Origin of the sequence: Streptomyces sparsogenes, assembly GCF_001704635.1 — a bacterium.
In the GTDB taxonomy this organism is placed as follows: domain Bacteria; phylum Actinomycetota; class Actinomycetes; order Streptomycetales; family Streptomycetaceae; genus Streptomyces; species Streptomyces sparsogenes.
Map to the genome: position 1 here is coordinate 42,674 of NZ_MAXF01000136.1, position 16,120 is coordinate 58,793.

At 70.0% G+C, this 16,120-nt stretch carries 27 protein-coding genes; 19 read left to right on the top strand and 8 right to left on the bottom strand.

Features of this window, described 5'->3' with window-relative positions; all coding sequences use genetic code 11:
* Positions 1-89: 89 nt before the first annotated feature.
* Entirely contained in the window at positions 90-761 is a 672-nt protein-coding gene (locus BBH68_RS28165; protein WP_425428855.1) for a DUF305 domain-containing protein, read from the bottom strand.
* Positions 762-990: 229 nt separating this feature from the next.
* Between BBH68_RS28165 and BBH68_RS28170 the strand changes: the two genes are divergently transcribed.
* Positions 991-2,448, top strand: a complete 1,458-nt coding sequence (locus BBH68_RS28170) for an LVIVD repeat-containing protein (protein ID WP_065966517.1) — start codon at positions 991-993, stop codon at positions 2,446-2,448.
* Here BBH68_RS28170 and BBH68_RS28175 read toward each other — a convergent pair.
* From BBH68_RS28175 to BBH68_RS28205, 7 genes are all read right to left on the bottom strand, one after another.
* Positions 2,439-3,107, bottom strand: coding sequence for a TetR/AcrR family transcriptional regulator (locus tag BBH68_RS28175; protein WP_065966518.1), 669 nt, complete (start codon positions 3,105-3,107; stop codon positions 2,439-2,441). The genes BBH68_RS28170 and BBH68_RS28175 overlap by 10 nt on opposite strands.
* Positions 3,108-3,263: 156 nt before the next feature.
* Positions 3,264-3,974 (bottom strand): HAD family hydrolase, encoded by a 711-nt coding sequence (locus tag BBH68_RS28180; RefSeq protein ID WP_065966519.1) that lies wholly within the window; start codon positions 3,972-3,974, stop codon positions 3,264-3,266.
* A gap of 26 nt (positions 3,975-4,000) precedes the next feature.
* Complete coding sequence (locus tag BBH68_RS28185) at positions 4,001-4,690, bottom strand: phosphatase PAP2 family protein (RefSeq protein ID WP_065966520.1); 690 nt, start codon at positions 4,688-4,690, stop codon at positions 4,001-4,003.
* Positions 4,691-4,784: 94 nt separating this feature from the next.
* Complete coding sequence (locus tag BBH68_RS28190; protein ID WP_065966521.1) at positions 4,785-5,237, bottom strand: NUDIX domain-containing protein; 453 nt, start codon at positions 5,235-5,237, stop codon at positions 4,785-4,787.
* Between the two features lie 127 nt (positions 5,238-5,364).
* The gene (locus BBH68_RS28195; protein WP_065966522.1) at positions 5,365-6,300 is read right to left on the bottom strand and encodes a M56 family metallopeptidase; all 936 of its coding nucleotides are present in this window, start codon (positions 6,298-6,300) and stop codon (positions 5,365-5,367) included.
* 149 nt (positions 6,301-6,449) lie between these two features.
* Positions 6,450-7,790: an integrase gene (locus tag BBH68_RS28200; RefSeq protein ID WP_107501314.1), complete on the bottom strand. Its 1,341-nt coding sequence runs from the start codon at positions 7,788-7,790 to the stop codon at positions 6,450-6,452.
* A gap of 418 nt (positions 7,791-8,208) precedes the next feature.
* The gene (locus tag BBH68_RS28205; protein ID WP_065966523.1) at positions 8,209-8,634 is read right to left on the bottom strand and encodes a helix-turn-helix domain-containing protein; all 426 of its coding nucleotides are present in this window, start codon (positions 8,632-8,634) and stop codon (positions 8,209-8,211) included.
* 211 nt (positions 8,635-8,845) lie between these two features.
* Between BBH68_RS28205 and BBH68_RS28210 the strand changes: the two genes are divergently transcribed.
* The 18 genes from BBH68_RS28210 (at position 8,846) to BBH68_RS42780 (ending at position 16,081) form a co-directional block, all read left to right on the top strand.
* A complete protein-coding gene (locus BBH68_RS28210) occupies positions 8,846-9,058 on the top strand; it encodes a helix-turn-helix domain-containing protein (RefSeq protein ID WP_245738346.1) in 213 nt (70 codons plus the stop codon).
* Between the two features lies 1 nt (position 9,059).
* Complete coding sequence (locus tag BBH68_RS28215) at positions 9,060-9,389, top strand: hypothetical protein (RefSeq protein WP_065966525.1); 330 nt, start codon at positions 9,060-9,062, stop codon at positions 9,387-9,389.
* A gap of 86 nt (positions 9,390-9,475) precedes the next feature.
* Positions 9,476-9,886, top strand: a complete 411-nt coding sequence (locus tag BBH68_RS42585) for a hypothetical protein (RefSeq protein ID WP_065966526.1) — start codon at positions 9,476-9,478, stop codon at positions 9,884-9,886.
* Complete coding sequence (locus BBH68_RS28225; protein ID WP_065966527.1) at positions 9,883-10,446, top strand: hypothetical protein; 564 nt, start codon at positions 9,883-9,885, stop codon at positions 10,444-10,446. The genes BBH68_RS42585 and BBH68_RS28225 overlap by 4 nt, the downstream gene beginning before the upstream one ends.
* Complete coding sequence (locus tag BBH68_RS28230) at positions 10,446-10,649, top strand: hypothetical protein (protein WP_065966528.1); 204 nt, start codon at positions 10,446-10,448, stop codon at positions 10,647-10,649. Before BBH68_RS28225 ends, BBH68_RS28230 begins: the two co-directional genes overlap by 1 nt.
* Positions 10,646-11,263, top strand: coding sequence for a hypothetical protein (locus BBH68_RS28235; RefSeq protein WP_065966529.1), 618 nt, complete (start codon positions 10,646-10,648; stop codon positions 11,261-11,263). The genes BBH68_RS28230 and BBH68_RS28235 overlap by 4 nt, the downstream gene beginning before the upstream one ends.
* Positions 11,260-11,721 (top strand): hypothetical protein, encoded by a 462-nt coding sequence (locus BBH68_RS28240; RefSeq protein WP_065966530.1) that lies wholly within the window; start codon positions 11,260-11,262, stop codon positions 11,719-11,721. The genes BBH68_RS28235 and BBH68_RS28240 overlap by 4 nt, the downstream gene beginning before the upstream one ends.
* Positions 11,718-11,963: a hypothetical protein gene (locus BBH68_RS28245; protein WP_065966531.1), complete on the top strand. Its 246-nt coding sequence runs from the start codon at positions 11,718-11,720 to the stop codon at positions 11,961-11,963. The genes BBH68_RS28240 and BBH68_RS28245 overlap by 4 nt, the downstream gene beginning before the upstream one ends.
* Entirely contained in the window at positions 11,960-12,280 is a 321-nt protein-coding gene (locus BBH68_RS28250) for a hypothetical protein (RefSeq protein ID WP_065966532.1), read from the top strand. The genes BBH68_RS28245 and BBH68_RS28250 overlap by 4 nt, the downstream gene beginning before the upstream one ends.
* Positions 12,277-12,459 carry a hypothetical protein gene (locus BBH68_RS28255; protein ID WP_065966533.1) on the top strand — a complete coding sequence of 61 codons (183 nt, stop codon included), beginning with the start codon at positions 12,277-12,279 and terminating at the stop codon, positions 12,457-12,459. Before BBH68_RS28250 ends, BBH68_RS28255 begins: the two co-directional genes overlap by 4 nt.
* Positions 12,444-12,605: a hypothetical protein gene (locus BBH68_RS42160; protein WP_158080397.1), complete on the top strand. Its 162-nt coding sequence runs from the start codon at positions 12,444-12,446 to the stop codon at positions 12,603-12,605. Before BBH68_RS28255 ends, BBH68_RS42160 begins: the two co-directional genes overlap by 16 nt.
* A 115-nt stretch (positions 12,606-12,720) precedes the next feature.
* The gene (locus BBH68_RS28260) at positions 12,721-13,194 is read left to right on the top strand and encodes a hypothetical protein (protein ID WP_065966534.1); all 474 of its coding nucleotides are present in this window, start codon (positions 12,721-12,723) and stop codon (positions 13,192-13,194) included.
* A complete protein-coding gene (locus BBH68_RS28265; protein ID WP_065966535.1) occupies positions 13,194-13,616 on the top strand; it encodes a hypothetical protein in 423 nt (140 codons plus the stop codon). The genes BBH68_RS28260 and BBH68_RS28265 overlap by 1 nt, the downstream gene beginning before the upstream one ends.
* Entirely contained in the window at positions 13,616-13,903 is a 288-nt protein-coding gene (locus BBH68_RS28270; RefSeq protein WP_065966536.1) for a hypothetical protein, read from the top strand. The genes BBH68_RS28265 and BBH68_RS28270 overlap by 1 nt, the downstream gene beginning before the upstream one ends.
* Positions 13,900-14,229, top strand: a complete 330-nt coding sequence (locus BBH68_RS28275) for a hypothetical protein (protein ID WP_065966537.1) — start codon at positions 13,900-13,902, stop codon at positions 14,227-14,229. The genes BBH68_RS28270 and BBH68_RS28275 overlap by 4 nt, the downstream gene beginning before the upstream one ends.
* A 115-nt stretch (positions 14,230-14,344) precedes the next feature.
* On the top strand, positions 14,345-15,550 hold the full coding sequence (locus tag BBH68_RS28280) for a beta clamp domain-containing protein (protein ID WP_065966538.1): 1,206 nt from the start codon (positions 14,345-14,347) through the stop codon (positions 15,548-15,550).
* Positions 15,547-15,699 (top strand): hypothetical protein, encoded by a 153-nt coding sequence (locus tag BBH68_RS42165; protein ID WP_158080396.1) that lies wholly within the window; start codon positions 15,547-15,549, stop codon positions 15,697-15,699. The genes BBH68_RS28280 and BBH68_RS42165 overlap by 4 nt, the downstream gene beginning before the upstream one ends.
* A 61-nt stretch (positions 15,700-15,760) precedes the next feature.
* Positions 15,761-16,081 carry a hypothetical protein gene (locus tag BBH68_RS42780; RefSeq protein WP_065966539.1) on the top strand — a complete coding sequence of 107 codons (321 nt, stop codon included), beginning with the start codon at positions 15,761-15,763 and terminating at the stop codon, positions 16,079-16,081.
* Positions 16,082-16,120 lie beyond the last annotated feature (39 nt).

Here is a 16,120-nt window from a genome sequence, read left to right on the forward strand (position 1 = left end):
ATTACGCGCCGGACGCCAGGCTCCCGGGTGACGGCCGGGCCGGAAGCTGACGTCCCGGCACCGGCGGGCGCCCGGGGCCCGGGCGCCCGCTACCCGAGCTGCCGCATCCGCTGGATCTCGGCGCCCTGCTGCGCGATGACGTCGTCCGCCATCTCCTCCACCCGCACGTTGTTGCCCTGGGCCAGGACGTCCGAGGCCATGGAGATCGCCCCCTCGTGGTGGGTGATCATCAGCTCGAGGAAGAGCTTGTCGAAGCCGGCCCCGCGGGCCGCGCGCAGCCGGTCGAGCTGGTCCTGGGTGGCCATGCCGGGCATGTCCCCGTGCACGTGCCCGCCCTCGTGGTCCGCCGTGCCGCCGTTGGTGCGCAGCCAGCCCTTCATCGCCTCGATCTCCGGCTCCTGCCCCGCGGAGATGCGCCGTGCGAGCCGTTTGATCTTCGATGACCCCGCCCGGTCGGCCACCAGATCGGTCATCACCAGGGCCTGCCGGTGGTGCTGGATCATCATGCGTACGTAGGTGAAGTCGGCCGAGTTGGGCGAGTCGTCGTCCTTCGCCTTCGCCGCCTCCTCGGCGGACAGCTTCTTGGCCGGCTCCCCGGGCTTGCCCGGCGCGATCACCGAGGGCCCGGCGCTCCCGTCCGGGCTGTCGGCCTTGGCGCCGCCCCCGCCCTCGCAGCCGGTGAGGGCCAGCGCCAGGGCCGCGGCCACCGCCGCCGCGAGCGAGGCCGCGCGCGCGGTCGTGGTCGTACGCCGGTTCAACACCGTGGCCTCCAGGGTCGTTTTGTGGGCTGTGCTGACCGTATTAGCACGTCAAGGACTGCTCCTGACTAGAGATTTTCGTTACATGTTCATTGCCGACTGTTGAGGTGTACATGGATCGAGCCATACTGCCCAGGACCCGCCCCCCGCGCCATCGTTCAACCCCGACGGAAGACAAGGGAGGACGCAGTTGAAGCCGTGGCAAAGACTCCAGGTGCGCCACAGATCTCCGATGCGACCCAGGCACCTCGGTACGGCCGTGGCCGCCTTCGGCCTCCTCGCCTCGCTGTTCGCGGCGAGCCCGGCGGCCGCGACGCCCGACCCCGGAGCCACCCCCAAGAGTGAACGGGTGACGAAGGATCAGGCCGACGACGTCAGAGCCGCCATCAAGGACGGCGAGATACCCGGCGTGGACGAGATCGTCCACAGCGACAACGTCAGCCATCTGACGAACATCCCCAAGCAGGCCCTCAAGGGCACCAACTCGGACCTGGCCTTCCAGGGCAAGTACGCCTTCGCGGGCAACTACGACGGCTTCGTCATCTACGACATCAGCAACCCGAAGGCCCCCAGGACCGTCAGCCAGGTGCTGTGCCCGGGCTCGCAGAACGACGTCAGCGTCTCCGGGAACCTGCTCTTCCTGTCCACGGACTCCTCGCGCAGCGACAACTCCTGCAACAGCACCACGCAGCCCGCCACGGAGAAGTCGTCCTGGGAGGGCATGAAGGTCTTCGACATCACCGACAAGACCGCCCCCAAGTACGTCGCCGCCGTCGAGACGTCCTGCGGCTCGCACACCCACACCCTGGTGCCCGAGCGGGACAACGTCTACATCTACGTCTCCTCCTACTCCCCGGACGCCGGCTTCCCGGACTGCCAGCCGCCGCACGACGGGATCTCCGTCATCAAGGTGCCGCGCCGCGCGCCCGAGAAGTCCGCGGTCATCGACTTCCCGGTGCTCTTCCCGGACGGCGGCAACCCGGGCGCGCCCACCAACCCCGGCGTCTCCAAGACGACCGGCTGCCACGACATCACCACCTTCCCCGAGCTGAAGCTGGCGGCGGGTGCCTGCATGGGTGACGGCATCCTGCTCGACATCGCCGACCCCGCCAAGCCGCGGGTCATCGACCGGGTCGAGGACAACGTCAACTTCGCCTTCTGGCACTCGGCGACCTTCAACGAGCGCGGCGACAAGGTCGTGTTCACCGACGAACTCGGCGGCGGCGGGGCCGCGACCTGCAATGCCGAGGTCGGCCCGGACCACGGCGCGGACGGCATCTACGACATCGTCGGCAAGGGCGACCGCCGCAAGCTGGTCTTCCGCAGCTACTACAAGATCCCGCGCCACCAGGCGGACACCGAGAACTGCGTCGCCCACAACGGCTCGCTGATCCCGGTCAAGGGCCGCGACATCATGGTCCAGGCCTGGTACCAGGGCGGCGTGTCCATCTGGGAGTTCACCGACTCCGAGCACCCCAAGGAGATCGGCTACTTCGAGCGCGGCCCCCTCTCCGCCGACACCCTCGTCGGCGGCGGCGCCTGGTCCGCGTACTACTACAACGGCTACATCTACTCCAACGACATCGCCAAGGGCTTCGACGTCCTGAAGATCGACGACCGGCGCACCGACGGCGCCCGGTCGGTGCGGCTGCGCGAGCTGAACGTGCAGACGCAGCCCGACTACCGCTGACCGTCCGCCCCGGGCGGCCGCCGGTCGTCCGGGGCCTGTGTCCCGCCGGTCCCCTCAGGGCCCGGCGGGGCGCCCAACTCCCAGTCCAGCCCGTAGCGGTGGAACAGCTCGGCCCGCAGCCGCTCCGCCGGCATCGGCGCCCCCGGCAGCAGGATCGCCACCACGGCGCCCATCAGCTGAGCGCGCAACAGCCGGTAGTCGGCGTCCGGGTCCGGCGACCCGTACCGGACCATCGTCTCCCGCAGCAGGGCGGCCAGCCGCTGCTGCTCGGGGCACTGGATGAACCCCTCGGCCGTCAGGATGCCCGCCATGTGCGTCCGCATCAGCCGCGGCCGCTCCACGGCGAGCCCCAGGATCGCGTCGATCGCCCGGGCCAGCCACTCCCGGCCCGCGTCCGCCCCGTCCGGCAGCGGCTCGCGCTCCAGCCCCCTGGCCAGCTCAAGGTGCATCAGCCGGTGCACGGCCGTCTGCAGCAACTGGCGCTTGCCGGGGAAGTAGTACGAGACCAGCCCGCGCGCGGCCCCGGCCCGGTCGGCGATGTCGGCGAGGGTGGTCGCCTCGTATCCGCGCTCGCCGACCAGCTCCACCGTCGCCTGCAGCAGACGCTCCTGGGAGCGGCGGCGCAATTCCTCATTGACCGAAGCGCTGCGGGGGGACATCCTGTAACTCCTGCGTTGACTGGCTCCTGGCCAATATACTCAGTGCGGTCTCGGGTTGTCCGCCACCGTGCCCTGGCGGCCCCGATGTTCCGTCGATTTCGGGCGACGCGGGGGATCGTCCGAAATCGACGGATCCACCGCGCCCCTGACCGGGCGTCACGGCGCCGCGGGCCCGCCCGCGAGTTCCAGGACCGGCCGCAGCCCGTCGGGGCGTCGCTCCACCGGCAGATGGTCCACCAAGCGCACCCGGCACCCCAGCCGTGCCGCCCCCGCGTCGGCCCGCCGGTCGTCGCCCACCATCACCGCGTCCGCCGGGGCCACCCCGAGCGCCTCGCACGCCACCCGGAACAGCCGGGGGTCCGGCTTCTGCGCGCCGTGCTCGTACGACAGCACATAGGCGTCCACGAACCCGTCCAGGCCGTGCGCCCGGAACACCGGCCGCAGGTCCCAGCCGATGTTGCTGACCACCGCGATCCGCACGCCCCGCCGCCGCAACTCGCCCAGCACCTCGGCCGCGTCGGGGTACGGCCGCCAGGCGGCCGGCCGCATATGGCGGTCGTACAGCGCGTCGTACAGCTCGGGACGCGGCAGCGGCACCTGGCGGGCCAGCCCCGTGTAGGCGGCGCGGTGGTCCTCAGCGGTGCGGTCCCGCGACTCCCACACCCCGGCCAGATGCGGCGGCACCACCCGCGGCGGGGCGCCGCCGGGCAGCGCCCCCGCCTCCTCCAACCGCCGGGCGTACCGCTGGAGATCCTCCTCCGGCACGGCCGTGCCCGACGCGTCGAGCACGGCCCGCAGCCAGGCGTCGGTCGGCTCGACGCGGAAGAGGGTCCCGGAGAAGTCGAAGAGCGCGCCCTTGATCGTCATGCCCCCATCGTTCCAGGCGGGCGGCGTCACCGGGGTGAGGCGGGCGCCTCCCGGGCCGGCTGGTCCGCTCCGGCCTCTCCGGCCGCCGGACCCGGATACGCGGCCACCGCCGCGCACACCAGCGCGGCCCCCAGCAGCCAGCCGGCCAGCACGTCGGTGGGCCAGTGCACCCCCAGGTACACGCGGGTGAACCCCACCCCGGCCACGGACACCACGGCGAGCAGCCCCACGATCCTCAGCCACACCGCCCGCGCGCCCCGGCGCGCCATCACCCACAGCAGCAGCCCGAAGGCGACCGTCGCGGTGAGCGCGTGGCCGGACGGGAAGGCCGCGTAGTGCGCCGAGTCCACCGGGTTCCGCCAGTGCGGCCGCTCCCGGCCGACCGCCGCCTTGACGCCCTGCTGCAGCGCCGTCCCCAGGGCGGCGGTGGCCACCACCCACATCGCGAGCAGCGTCTCCCGGCGCCACAGCAGCCACCCCGCCATCAGCGCCATCCCCAGGCGCATCATCCACGGGTCCCACACCCAGTCGGTCAGCACCCTGTTGACCCCGGTCAAGCCGTGGTGCGTCACCGCCGTACGGTGCAGGGCCCCGGCGATGTCCTGGTCCGCGTCCTCCATCGGTCTCCAGCCGGTCACGACCAGCACCAGCAGGACCACGAAGAGCGCGGCGAGCACGGCGGCGGCACGTACGGCGGGGAGCTTCACGAGGTGCATGACTCGATGATCGCGCACCGCCGGGCGCGCGCGTCGCCCGTCGGGCCGCTCCGGCCGGCTCCGCCGGGCCCCGGCCAGGGCCTGTCCTCAAAGGCTAGCTCCGCCGGGCGCGGAAGAGGGCCAGGGTCTCCTCCAGCTGGGAATGGCGCGGGGCGGGCGGGTCGTCCAGGCCGAACCAGCCCAGCGCGTCGAACTTGTGCGGCTCGCCGATCGCGACCCGGGCCGGGTCCACCTCCACCGCGCACACCACGGCCACCCAGTGGGAGACGGGCTCGCCGCGCAGGATGTTGCGGACCCCGATCGTCTCGATCCGCAGGGCCTCGGCCGTGTACTCCTCGCGGACCTCACGCGCCACGGCCGCCTCGAACGACTCGCCGTGCTCCAGCGCCCCGGCCCCGGTGTCCCAGGTCCCCGGCTCGTCGCGCGCCCCCGCGCCGCGCCGGGCGAGCAGGACGCGCCCCTCGCCGTCGTGACACACGAAGACACAGGAGACGGTGGGGGCCGTCAGCGCCCGGTCGCCAGGGCGTGCGGAGAGTGCGGGGTCCATGCGGTGCTGCCTTCCGGTAGAGGTGACAGCGCGTGACTGTAGTCGGGAGCACCCCGGCGAGGCGAAGGATTTCCGCGCGCACGCCGCCGCACCGCTCACCCCGGCACCCCGGCGCCTCCCGGTCAGCTCAGCCCAGCACCCGCAGGGCGGGGACCAGCGTGACCACCAGCGGGACGACGGGGACCAGCGCCGCCGCGGCCGTCAGCCGCAGTCGGCGGGCGGGGGAGAGCCGCGCGGCGGGGGCGAGCAGCCGGTCCACCCGCCGCGGGACCTCCGCGAGCTGGGCCGGGACGGGACCGAACACCCCGCGGTGCTCGTTCAGTTCGACCAGCGCGAGCGCGGTGGTCAGCCGCCCGAAGCGGCGCGAGGCGGCGTCGTCGGCGGCCAGCTCCACCAGCCGGTGCACCTGGTCGCGGAAGGCCGCGAACACCGGCACCTGCGGAAAGCCGACGGCCAGCGCGGACGAGCAGTGCAGCAGCCAGTGGTGGCGGGCCCGGGCGTGCCCCTGCTCGTGCGCCAGCACGGCGTCCAGCCGGCGGCCGTCGAGCCGGCGCAGCGCCGCCGTGGTGATGACCAGGCGCGGCGGAGTGCCGGGCAGCCACCGCGCCTCGGGGCGCTCGCCCTCCAGCACCACCAGGCGGTTCCCGGTGGACTCCTCCCCGGGCAGGACCGGGCAGCGCTCCAGCAGTTCGGCCCGGCCGCGCTTGCGCCGCGTCCGCGCCCGGCCGATCTCCCGCGTCAGCATCACGGCCGTCCACCCGGCACCGCAGGCCAGCGCGACGGCGACCGGCGCGGCCCAGGGCCCGTACGCGGACAGCGCGTACGCCTCCACCACGCCGTGCGGCGCGGGGGCGAAGACATTGCCGCGCACGGCCTGCGAGGCGGCGGCCGCGGTCAGCGCCATCGTCAGCCCGCAGCACAGCAACACCGCGACCACCACGCACTGCCACACCCACAGGGCGAGCACGGGCTCGCGGTCGGCCCAGTCGGACCGGGCCAGCAGACGGGGCGCCATTGCCGCCGCCAGAGCGCCGAGGCCCATCAGCGCGAGAGGGACCATCATGGCCGTCAGCCTATGAGGGCGGTGCGGGGCCGGGTACGGTCCGGCGGGCGAAGTGACGTATGCCACGCCGCCCTCGGTGTCACCTCAGAGGGTCAGGAGCATCGCGAACATGCCCATGCACGGCGGCGGAACTTGCCTCTGAGCTGGACTTACTTCGCTGCGGACTGGCTCTTTGGGAGAGGAATGGGAAAAGGCGGCTGCCACCTGCCCCCCTCGGAACACATGAACTTCTCCCAGCGCTCCTGCAGCGTCTCCACGATACGCAGCTCCATCCCAGGAGTCAGGTTCCCATACAGCCCCTCCACCCCCGCGACCTCATGCCCCATCCGCGTCTCCTGAGCGGTGCGGGGATGACCGTCCTCCTCAAGCATCTCCTTCATCCAGTGCCGCAACAGATAGATCCGCTTCCCCGCCATCTCCGGAACTGCCGGAATCCCGGGCCGAAGGTAGTCACGCCGTGCAGTGCGCTCTGGGCAACCGTCACGGATGTGGGACCAGTAGGTCTTGTACCACTGAGTACCCATGGCCTCTCCCGTCGGAGCCGGGAACACCCATGGCGAGGCATGCGAGGCAAGGAGAGCCACATGCATGTCGTGCAGGAACGGGGGCAAGACCAGCGTGCGATGCGACTCGTACTTCGGCTCGACGAGCGTTCGCACGCTGTCCACGTACTGCAACTGGTACTGGACGCGCAGAGCAGGCATCCGGTCCGGCCCATAGCGCTCCAGCGACTCCTCGCGCCGTTCAGGATCCGGGTCGCTGGCCGGCCAGGTGGGAGACGCGAACTCCCGCCGGAATCCCTGCATCTCTCCGGGGGGGCGCATCCCCGTGAACGCAATGGTCCACATGTACACCCACCCGGTGTATCCCCACACCGTGTAGGCGTTCGTCGCTAGCTGGTGCAGCACGGCCATCTGCATGGGGCGCTTCTTCTCGCGGCGTCTCTTGGTGTACTTGCCGCGGCGACGTTGCACGACCACGGGAGACTCACTGCGCAGCTTGTACTTCACGACCGCGTCGTTCATCAGCATGCCGAAGAGGCTGACCAGTTGGTCGACGTAGTTCTGTGAGAGTTCGCCTCGGGCAACTGCGGCCTTGAGGCCCTTCTTCCACGCGTCGTATTCCCAGGCGGTGATGTCGCCGACGGCGTGCTCGCCCCAGTAGGGGATGATCCTCGCGCGCAGCCGGGACCGGTACCTGTCCATGGACATGGGCCGCAGGTCCTGGGCCCCGTACCAGAGCCAGCAGTAGTCCTTCATCAGTGTTTTGGTGTCGGCTCGTCGGATGTGCTTCCCGTGCCGGACGTCATACTCGCGGTCGAGGCCGTAGTCGTATGCCTCGTCTTCGGACTGGAACTTCACCCCGGGCTCGGGGCCGCTGGCGGACTCGTACTTCTTCGTCTTGGTGGGTCTGCCGTCGGCGTCGAGCTTGTACTCTCCACCCCACCACTTGACGCGGATGCTGTTCCCGCGTTGTTCCACATAGGGCACGCGGCTACCCCCAATCGTTTTCGTGGGGCCCGGCGGTGGGTTCCGCCGGGTTCCACGTCCAACTCTGCCTTAGTCTGCCCGACCGAGCGGGCAGCCACGGCAGGTGCCGCAGTCGACTCCGTGGCGCCGCATCATCGCTCTTGCCTTGCGTCTGGCTGACGCATCCCTGAGCGATGCTGGCGTCATGACGCACACGACGTCGTCTCGTACTCGTGTCGACCAGGCGACAACTTTTGGCCCAAGTTCCATCGTGACGAACTTGTGCATGGGCCCCCCTTTCCTGCGGTGGGAGAACCCCCAGGTGTCACAAAGAGTGTCACGGCGTAAACGAGCGCAACACCCGTTAGCCGAAGGTTGCACTAGGCCGAACGGTATCGATCACATAACAACCAAAAGGTTGTACGGGCGGACGGTTGTATTAGTCGGCTCCTGGGAGGATGCCGCGCTTTCGCAGCTCCTCCACAATCTGATCACTTAGCGCCTTGATCTCGCGGGCGGTGAGGTCGGGCGTCGTCACAACTGCGGCCACCGCGACAGCGTCCTGCACCTCGCTCCTAAGTCCCTCCACGGGTACGTGGGCGATCACGGTGTCATTGCCGTTCGCTTCGACAGGGATCGGCTCGCCGCCTTCTGCGATGGCAACGCAGCTTCCGACGGCCCAGCCGAGTGCGCCGTCGATCTTCCCGTAGTTGATTTCGCGGATCGGCTCGCCCCGCTCGAGCCGCTTCCAGGTGTCCTTGGAGATGCCGATCTCCGCGGCTGCTTTGTTGCGTGCGAGACCCAGCTCGAGGCGTCGCTGTGTGGCGACGCGTGCGAGGCGGTCGAGGTCACGGTCACGGTCCATGGGGGCATCTTGGCAGGACTGGCCGGGACCAGCCAGGACCGGGGGTAACAAGGGCCGGAAAGTGCACCCTAAGTAGCCGGATGAACTACAGCCCGTGTGCACCCCGTGGGTCGTCTGGAGCTAAGAAATGTCTAACTAGGGCTGGACGAGAGGGTCATCTAGGGCTAACTTAGAGGCCATGCAAGCCCCGACCACCTTCCGGGTGAGAGGGGTGGCCATCAACGAGCGCCGCATGCAGGCCGGCCTTTCGGTCGCGCAGCTCGCAGCGCTGGTGGGGGTCACCGCCAGCTACATCCGAAAGCTCGAAACCGGCGTCCGCGAGTGCATGGGGCCAGGTAGCTACACCCGCCTCCGTGCCGCGCTGAGCGCAACTGACGACGAGCTCCTCGCCCCCACCGAGGACCCAGCCATCGAGAAGGAGTGACATGCCCAGCGACAAGTACGAGAAGTACGGCAAGGGCGAGCCCCCCACGGATCCGAACGCCGAGTACATGACGATCCAGGAGACCGCCTACGTCCTCAAATGCAGCGTCAAGACGGTCACCCGCCTGCTCGACGAACTCGACCTCAAGAGCAAGCCCGGCAATCGAATCGTCACCGACAGCGCCACCCGTCGGGCTCTCTACGAGCACCGCATTGAGGGACCGAAGCGCCCCCGCCGCACCACCCGACGCCCGCGCAAGACAGCAGCGACCAAGGCGAGCAAGTCGTCAGCGGCCACGCGCGTTACGTCGGACCTGGCCACCGCCGCCTGAGTGCGGCTTGCGGCCGACGCCGGGGGCCTAGACCCGACGCCGGCCTCGGATCCAAACCCAGAACCCTGAAGAACAGGAGTGGACCCTTGTCCACATTCTTCCAGAACCCTGAACCCGACACGATCTTCGAGCAGATCACCTCCGGCCTCCGCCGGGTCTCCCCGTTCACGGCGATGTTCGACGCGGCGGAGGACACGCTGCTGGTCGACCGTCCGGAGGGTTTCACCCCGGAGGACATCGGCCGGCTGGCCTACGAGTCGCTGCCCGAGGCGGAGCGCGACGAGGCGATGGACCAGTTGTTCTACACGTACTGGTCGGCGCGGGAGAACGACCGCGAGGAGATGGCCCGCTACGAGCGGGAGCAGCAGACGCGCACCGAGCTGGCTGACCTCCTGGATGTGCTTGAGGCGCGCCGGGTGCTCGGCATCGAACCGTCGCCGGAGCTGAACGCGGACATCGCCCGCCTGGCCCGCACCCTCCTCGGGGGTGCCCGGTGACGAACTCCGAGCGCGTGACACCGGCCGAGCTGCTGCAGTTCCTCAGCGCCCACGCCAACAACCCGCCGTACATCCCCGAACGCGACGACGAGCCCGAGGCGCCCGCCCCGCTGTCGCCGGAACGCGAGCAGGAGATCCGCGAGACGGACCCCGGCGACTGGTACCGGGCCCCCTGGACAACCGCCTTCGTCAACGGCAACGGCGAGGCCGACGACCCCTCGTACTGGCGAGTGATCTCCGAAGGGGAAACGATCGCAACCCTGCCCGACTTCGCCGAGGGCCTGGCCCTGTTCATCGCTGATGCACGCGAGGCGGTGCCCGAGCTGCTCGCCGAACTGGGCCGGGTCCGGGCCGAGCGTGACCGGGCCGTCCGCGCCTTCGAGACGTTGGCGGAGAAGCACGACAAGGTCAAGAGCGAGCGCGACGAGCTGGAGAAGCGCGTCGTCGACGCCCGCATGGCTGCCATCGAGGACGTGGCCAACTGGCTGGCCAGCATCGGCGACGAGGGCGCCGCCTACATCGTCCGCACCTGCGACATCCCCGAGGCAGGTGACCAGTGATGGCCACTCCGACGACTCCCCGCCGCCCGCTCGCCGACCTGGACGCGCCCACCGAGCAGGTGGCGGCTGGCCTGCCGCTGGTCGAGCTGCGGCACCTGCTGGACACGGCCGGCGCCTCCTTCGACCGCCTGGCCGCCGAGCACCCCGAGACGTGCTCCTGCGCCGACGACTACCCCGGCTGGACCCCTGGGAGGACCGCATGACCGAGTATCCCGAGATCGCCGAGCGGTTCGCCCGCGACACCGCCCAACACCAGATGATCGTGCTCCACGACGACGGGCTGTACCGGCACCTGCGGTTCGCGAACCCGGAGTACGGCAACTTCGGCGCCTTCGAGCTGATCACGTGGCCGTACAACCTCGTCGTCAAGACGGGCTGGACGTTCCACTTCGACATCGACGCGACCGAGGACATGTTCGACCTGTTCCGTCGCACCGCTCTGACGGGCGAGATCAACCCCGGCTACTGGTCGGAGAAGGTCCGGGCTGGCCGCGATGAGGTCGAGGGGTTCAACCCGGACCTCTTCGAACACCAAGTCAAGCAGTACGTCGTCGCCGCCATCCGCAACGGCGACGCCCCGCGCGGCATCGGCGCCGAGGTCACTCGGGACATCTTCGAGTGGGGCGACATCAACCACGAAGCTGGTGCCCGCAAGGAGCTGGAGGACTTCCGCTACGAGGACTGGACGTTCGGGGACACCACCGAATGGAAGTTCTACGACTTCACACCGGGCTTCCTGTGGTCCTGCTACGCGATCCGCCACGGCATCGACCTGTGGGACGCCGCTCGCACGCCCGAGGCGGAGGTGGCCGCGTGAACGCCGAGCAGTTCAACGCCCGCTACCCGGTCGGGACCCCGGTCATGGCCTACCCCGGCGCCCGCCCGGAGAAGTTCCCCAACGAGAAGCGGCTCCAGACCCGCACCCGCTCCGTGGCGTGGACGCTGGGTCACGGCGAGCCCGTCGTCATGGTCGACGGCTACACGGGCGGCATCGCCCTCAGCCACGTGGACGTGATCGATGGGCCGGATGCCAGCGTGTACGAGACGCGTCTGCTGACCGAGAAGACTCTGTATGCGGTCGACAACTGGCTCGACAAGGCCGGGGTGTTCGCCAAGCAGTACACGCGGTACGTGGACGACAAGCTCACGACGGTCGGCCTGCGCATCGGTGAGAAGCCCGGCCACCTCGTCGCCTACTTCGGCGACACGATCGTCCGCCACACCGACGGCACCTACACCGTCCGCCGAGTCATCGAGCGGGGTGAGACGTCGTGAACCGCACCTACGTCCAGGGTGTCGCCGTGGTCCTCGGCGATGACCCGTCCGCGATAGCCGCCGCCTACGGGACCGACGGCGGCCGGGAGTACGGGCTGCTGCACATCGGCGACCGACTCACCCTCCACGTGTCACTCGCGTCCCCCGAAGCGATCGACGCGCTGGCCGCCGCTGCCGCCGAACTCGCCGACTGGATGCGGGCCCAGGACGCCCGCCCCGCACTCAAGGAGGTAGCAGCGTGAACCCCACGGGTCGCATCCGCCGCTCCTCGGCCGGGTCTCGCCGCCACCACGTGGCCTACCTGCCGTTCAAGATCCGCACACTGGTGCCGGACGTCGCGAGCATCCTGATCACCCCGCTGCCGGACGACGACACCATCCGCGACGTCACCGTCTACGACCGCGCTGGCCGGGCCCTCACCCTGCAGCCGGAGGTGCTGGCGCACCTGCTCGGGCTGCTGCAGACCGCCCACCCCGAAGCCGACTGGACGAGGGCACTCCGCTGGCAGGCCGACGGCAACCGCTTCGGACCCGCCGCCATCACGGCAGGTGTGGCATGAGCACCCCGCTGATCGCCATGCCCCCGGCGCTGCTGATCCTCCTCGTCGTCATCATCGCCGACCTCACGGACGCCCTCGACGGGGCCCGCGCGGCGGTGGTGGCCGAGCAGGAGTCGCACGCCGCCTACCGGCTCGCCAACCCGCCTCGGAAGGGGGTGGCGGCGTGGCCTTCGACCTGATCACCGCTCTGCAGGACCCCGAGTTCACCATCGCGGACCTGGAGGACATGCGAGACCGGGCCCTCGGCCGGCCGTATGTGAGTGAAGTCGGCCGGGCCATCGCTGAGGCGGCACAGGCCGAGATCGACCGCCGGACCGCCGAGTGAGCCGGCCACTGGCCCGCCTCACCACCCAATGCATCGCAGCCCTGGCCGTCTGCTGGGGCACCGCCGCAGGGCTCATCGCCCTCGGCCACCGAATCCAACACCCCAAGGGGGGACAGTGACTCTTCCGCACGATCCGTACTTCACCGCCGTCATCGACGCCCTCACCACCGCCGGCTTCAGCCCCGCCGATGCCTTCACCGACGACTCCGACACCCGCGGCACGTACCAATTTCTCCGCGCCGTCATCACCCTCGACCCCGACACCTCCGGCATCGACTCCAAGCGATGGCCGCATGGCCTGATCCTCATCTGGGAGTGGCACACCGGCATCGAGTCCGCCGACGGTGAACCCGAGCGCGGCCCGTCCTGGGAGTGGGCCCGGCTGGTCGACTCCCACGGCCAGTGCGGTGAGCGCGAGGCGCTCACGGCGGTGGGTTACGCCTCGCCGACCTACGTGGTGGAGAGCGTCCGCGCGCTCATCGAGCGCCGCAACCAGTCGACGCCTGCCGAGCAGTGGGAGCGCGCCGAGGAACTGAACGCGGCGTGCGAGACGTGGGCCGCCGCTGAGGCCCGGAAGGTGGGCGAGTGATGAGCGAGCGCAAGCACCTCGCCGTGCGCGGCTACACCAACGGCCGCCTGATCATCGCCTGCAAGTGCCGCAACTACCAGCCCATCAAGGGCACCGCCCGCGAGCAGGAGGACGCCCACCGCGCCCACCGCGTCGCGATGGGCGAGACCGTCAAGCCTCGCGTCCCGACCATGCGAGAGCGGCTGGAGATGGCCATCAGCCGCGCCGTCGAGCTGGAAAACGAGAACGCCCGGCTGACGGACGAGCTCGCCGAGCTGAAGGCCGCAGCCTGGGGACCCGACATGCAGGACCGCTACCGCAAGCGGGCCCTCCAGTGGGGTGCAGCGGAAACCCTCGTCGAGCGGGCCCGAGCCAAGGGCATCACCCAGATCGACACAGACGACATCGCAGACGCCCTCGGCCTCGACGAGGAGGACGCGTGATGCCTGACCTGCTCGTCCAGATCGACGGCCAGACCCTGCCGCTCACCAACTGCGTGTGGATCACCTGGGCCCCGTGTGGCTGCCCGTGTGGAGCCCTCACCGCTGGGTTCGGTGACGAAGCATTCGCCACCGAAGAGCAGGCGTGGCGGGAGATCTACCCGACCAAGCGAGAGCGCGACAGGCACCAGCGACAGGACTACCGCCTGGAGCTCATGAGCTGGGACCGCTACCGGGCCGACATCGACCTCGCCAAGCGGTGCCCCCACGTGAAGAAGGCCGCCTCGTGACCGGCCGCCACCGCGCCATCGACCGCGTCGCCCAGCTCGAAGCCGAGAATCACGAGCTCGTCTGCCAGACGATCCGGCTCGCTCGCGAGAACGACACCCTCCAGCGGCAGCTCGACACCACCGGAATCGCACTCACCGGCGCCTGGGCCGACCTCGAGACCGCGGTCGCCGAGATCCGCCGGCTCCAGCAGCAGCACATCGACGACACCGTCCGCATGGCCCGCCTCCGCCGGGACCTCCACAACGCACGGCCCCGCATCACCCGCGTCGACAGCACCGCCGAGCGGCCCACCGCGCCCGGCAGCATCCCGCTGCGCGCCGCCTGAGACGCCCGCGCCCCGCCGGAAGACACCGGCCGGCGGGGCCGGGACCAGACCAGGGACGCCCCGCCGAGGCGAATTCGGCGGGGGCCCACCACCCAGCATCCCAGAAAGGGAAACCGTGAAGGTCACCATCAACGCCCACCAGCTCGGCCGACTCATCGACAAGACCATCAGCCACATGGCCGACGACAGCATCGAACCGCTGCACGGCATCCGCCTCGACCTCGACAGCACCCACCTATACGCCATCGCCTCCGACCGCTACACCCTCGCCGTCGCCCGCTACGAGCTGCTCTACGCCGACAAGGGCGCCGAACCCTACGCCCGCACCATCCCCGGCGAGTACCTGCGCCCGCTCCGTGAGTGGATCAGCACCCAGATCGGCCACGCCAGCATCACCATCAGCACCGACGAGGACCGACTCGTCTTCGCCGCGCCACTCACCGAGTTCCGCATCGCCACCAAACCCGACATCAAGTACCCGGACTGGCGCGGCCTGCTCCGCACCATCGCCGAGCAAACAACCGAGGAAGCTCCGTTCCCCGCCCTCCACTCCGGCTTCCTCGCCCGATGGGCCGACACCGGCAGCACCATCCGCGTCCGCGTCACCGCCGACCAGAAGGCTGTCCTCGTGTTCGCCGAGGACTTCATCGGCGCCCAGATGCCCGCCCGCTACGCCGGCGTCGGGCCCGTCAAGGACGAGACCATCGACAGCGCCCGAGCTTTGTGGAAGGACGTCCTCCACGCCGGCACGAGCCGCGCCGACATGGTCACCGACATGCCCGACGCGGATCGAGACCGGTCCCGCTACGAGGCCACCACCGACGTCCGCGAAACCGGCGAGGACCTGCTCCACCAGGCACTGCGGTCCACCTGGCAGATGTACGGCGCCGACATGGACACAGAGGAGGGACGCGCCGCCTTCAACGCCTGGGTGTCCTCCGGTGTCCGCTCGTGGATGGCGTACCGCTTCCTCGACGCCCTCTACCAGGTCGACCCGCGGGCGGCCGAGGGCATCGTCGGTGAGACCGCCGACCAACTCGACTCCGGCGAGATCGGCGAATGGGCCTGGGACGAGGCGAAGAAGGCCGGTCACGACCCGCAGAAGTGGTACGACGACTACAAGGCCCACCTGGAGAAGCTGGCTGCCAAGCGGCAGGCACAGGAGCAGGTCGAGAAGTGGGAACGCCTCGCCATGGCGTTCAACGCCGCCACCCAGGCTGGGGTCAAGTTCCGGGTCGAGCCCAACCCGCACGTCCAGTGGGACGCCAACAACAACCGCTGGATCGCCGTCGAGGCCACCACCGCGGAGGCCGCCGCGTGACCCGCTTCCTCCTCGGCCTGCTCCTCGGCGGCTGCGGCTCCGCCATCACCTGGGCCGCCAGCCACAACACCGGCTGGACCATCGCCATCGGCGCCACCGTCGCCGTCCTCGTCTGGCTCGGCGAATACCTCCTCGACGACCTCACCTGAACGCACGGCCGCCCCGCCCGCCGCAAACAGGCGGGGTGGCCACAACCCAAGGAGAACATACGTGAAGCTCTTCGGCCCCGACCGTCAGCGTGTTGGCTACGCAGACCAGGAATGGTCCGTCTGGGTCTCCGGCATGGACGACATCCACGACAAGGACAGCCTCGCCGAAGCCCTGGAACTGGCCAACGAACTCAACGCCACCTTCGCCGACCTCCACACCCGCGACGGCAATGAGTTCTCACCCACTTGCTACGCCGTCGTCCTCCACCACGGCTACGCCTGGACCCAGGCCACCGAACACGCCCACCGCATCGACTGCGGCCACCCCGGCTGCGTCTCGTGCTACATCAACCGCGACGAGCCCCAGGCCGGTGCCGCATGAGCCCCATCACCTGCCCCTGCGGCAACACCAACGGCCCCT

Excerpts from the sequence above, each read along its gene's own strand:
- BBH68_RS28170 (WP_065966517.1), top strand. The coding sequence starts at position 991 with ATGCGACCCAGGCACCTCGGTACGGCCGTGGCCGCCTTCGGCCTCCTC.
- BBH68_RS28175 (WP_065966518.1), bottom strand. The coding sequence starts at position 3,107 with ATGTCCCCCCGCAGCGCTTCGGTCAATGAGGAATTGCGCCGCCGCTCC.
- BBH68_RS28180 (WP_065966519.1), bottom strand. The coding sequence starts at position 3,974 with ATGACGATCAAGGGCGCGCTCTTCGACTTCTCCGGGACCCTCTTCCGC.
- BBH68_RS28185 (WP_065966520.1), bottom strand. The coding sequence starts at position 4,690 with ATGCACCTCGTGAAGCTCCCCGCCGTACGTGCCGCCGCCGTGCTCGCC.
- BBH68_RS28190 (WP_065966521.1), bottom strand. The coding sequence starts at position 5,237 with ATGGACCCCGCACTCTCCGCACGCCCTGGCGACCGGGCGCTGACGGCC.
- BBH68_RS28195 (WP_065966522.1), bottom strand. The coding sequence starts at position 6,300 with ATGATGGTCCCTCTCGCGCTGATGGGCCTCGGCGCTCTGGCGGCGGCA.
- BBH68_RS28205 (WP_065966523.1), bottom strand. The coding sequence starts at position 8,634 with ATGGACCGTGACCGTGACCTCGACCGCCTCGCACGCGTCGCCACACAG.
- BBH68_RS28215 (WP_065966525.1), top strand. The coding sequence starts at position 9,060 with ATGCCCAGCGACAAGTACGAGAAGTACGGCAAGGGCGAGCCCCCCACG.
- BBH68_RS28230 (WP_065966528.1), top strand. The coding sequence starts at position 10,446 with ATGGCCACTCCGACGACTCCCCGCCGCCCGCTCGCCGACCTGGACGCG.
- BBH68_RS28235 (WP_065966529.1), top strand. The coding sequence starts at position 10,646 with ATGACCGAGTATCCCGAGATCGCCGAGCGGTTCGCCCGCGACACCGCC.
- BBH68_RS28255 (WP_065966533.1), top strand. The coding sequence starts at position 12,277 with ATGAGCACCCCGCTGATCGCCATGCCCCCGGCGCTGCTGATCCTCCTC.
- BBH68_RS28265 (WP_065966535.1), top strand. The coding sequence starts at position 13,194 with ATGAGCGAGCGCAAGCACCTCGCCGTGCGCGGCTACACCAACGGCCGC.
- BBH68_RS28270 (WP_065966536.1), top strand. The coding sequence starts at position 13,616 with ATGCCTGACCTGCTCGTCCAGATCGACGGCCAGACCCTGCCGCTCACC.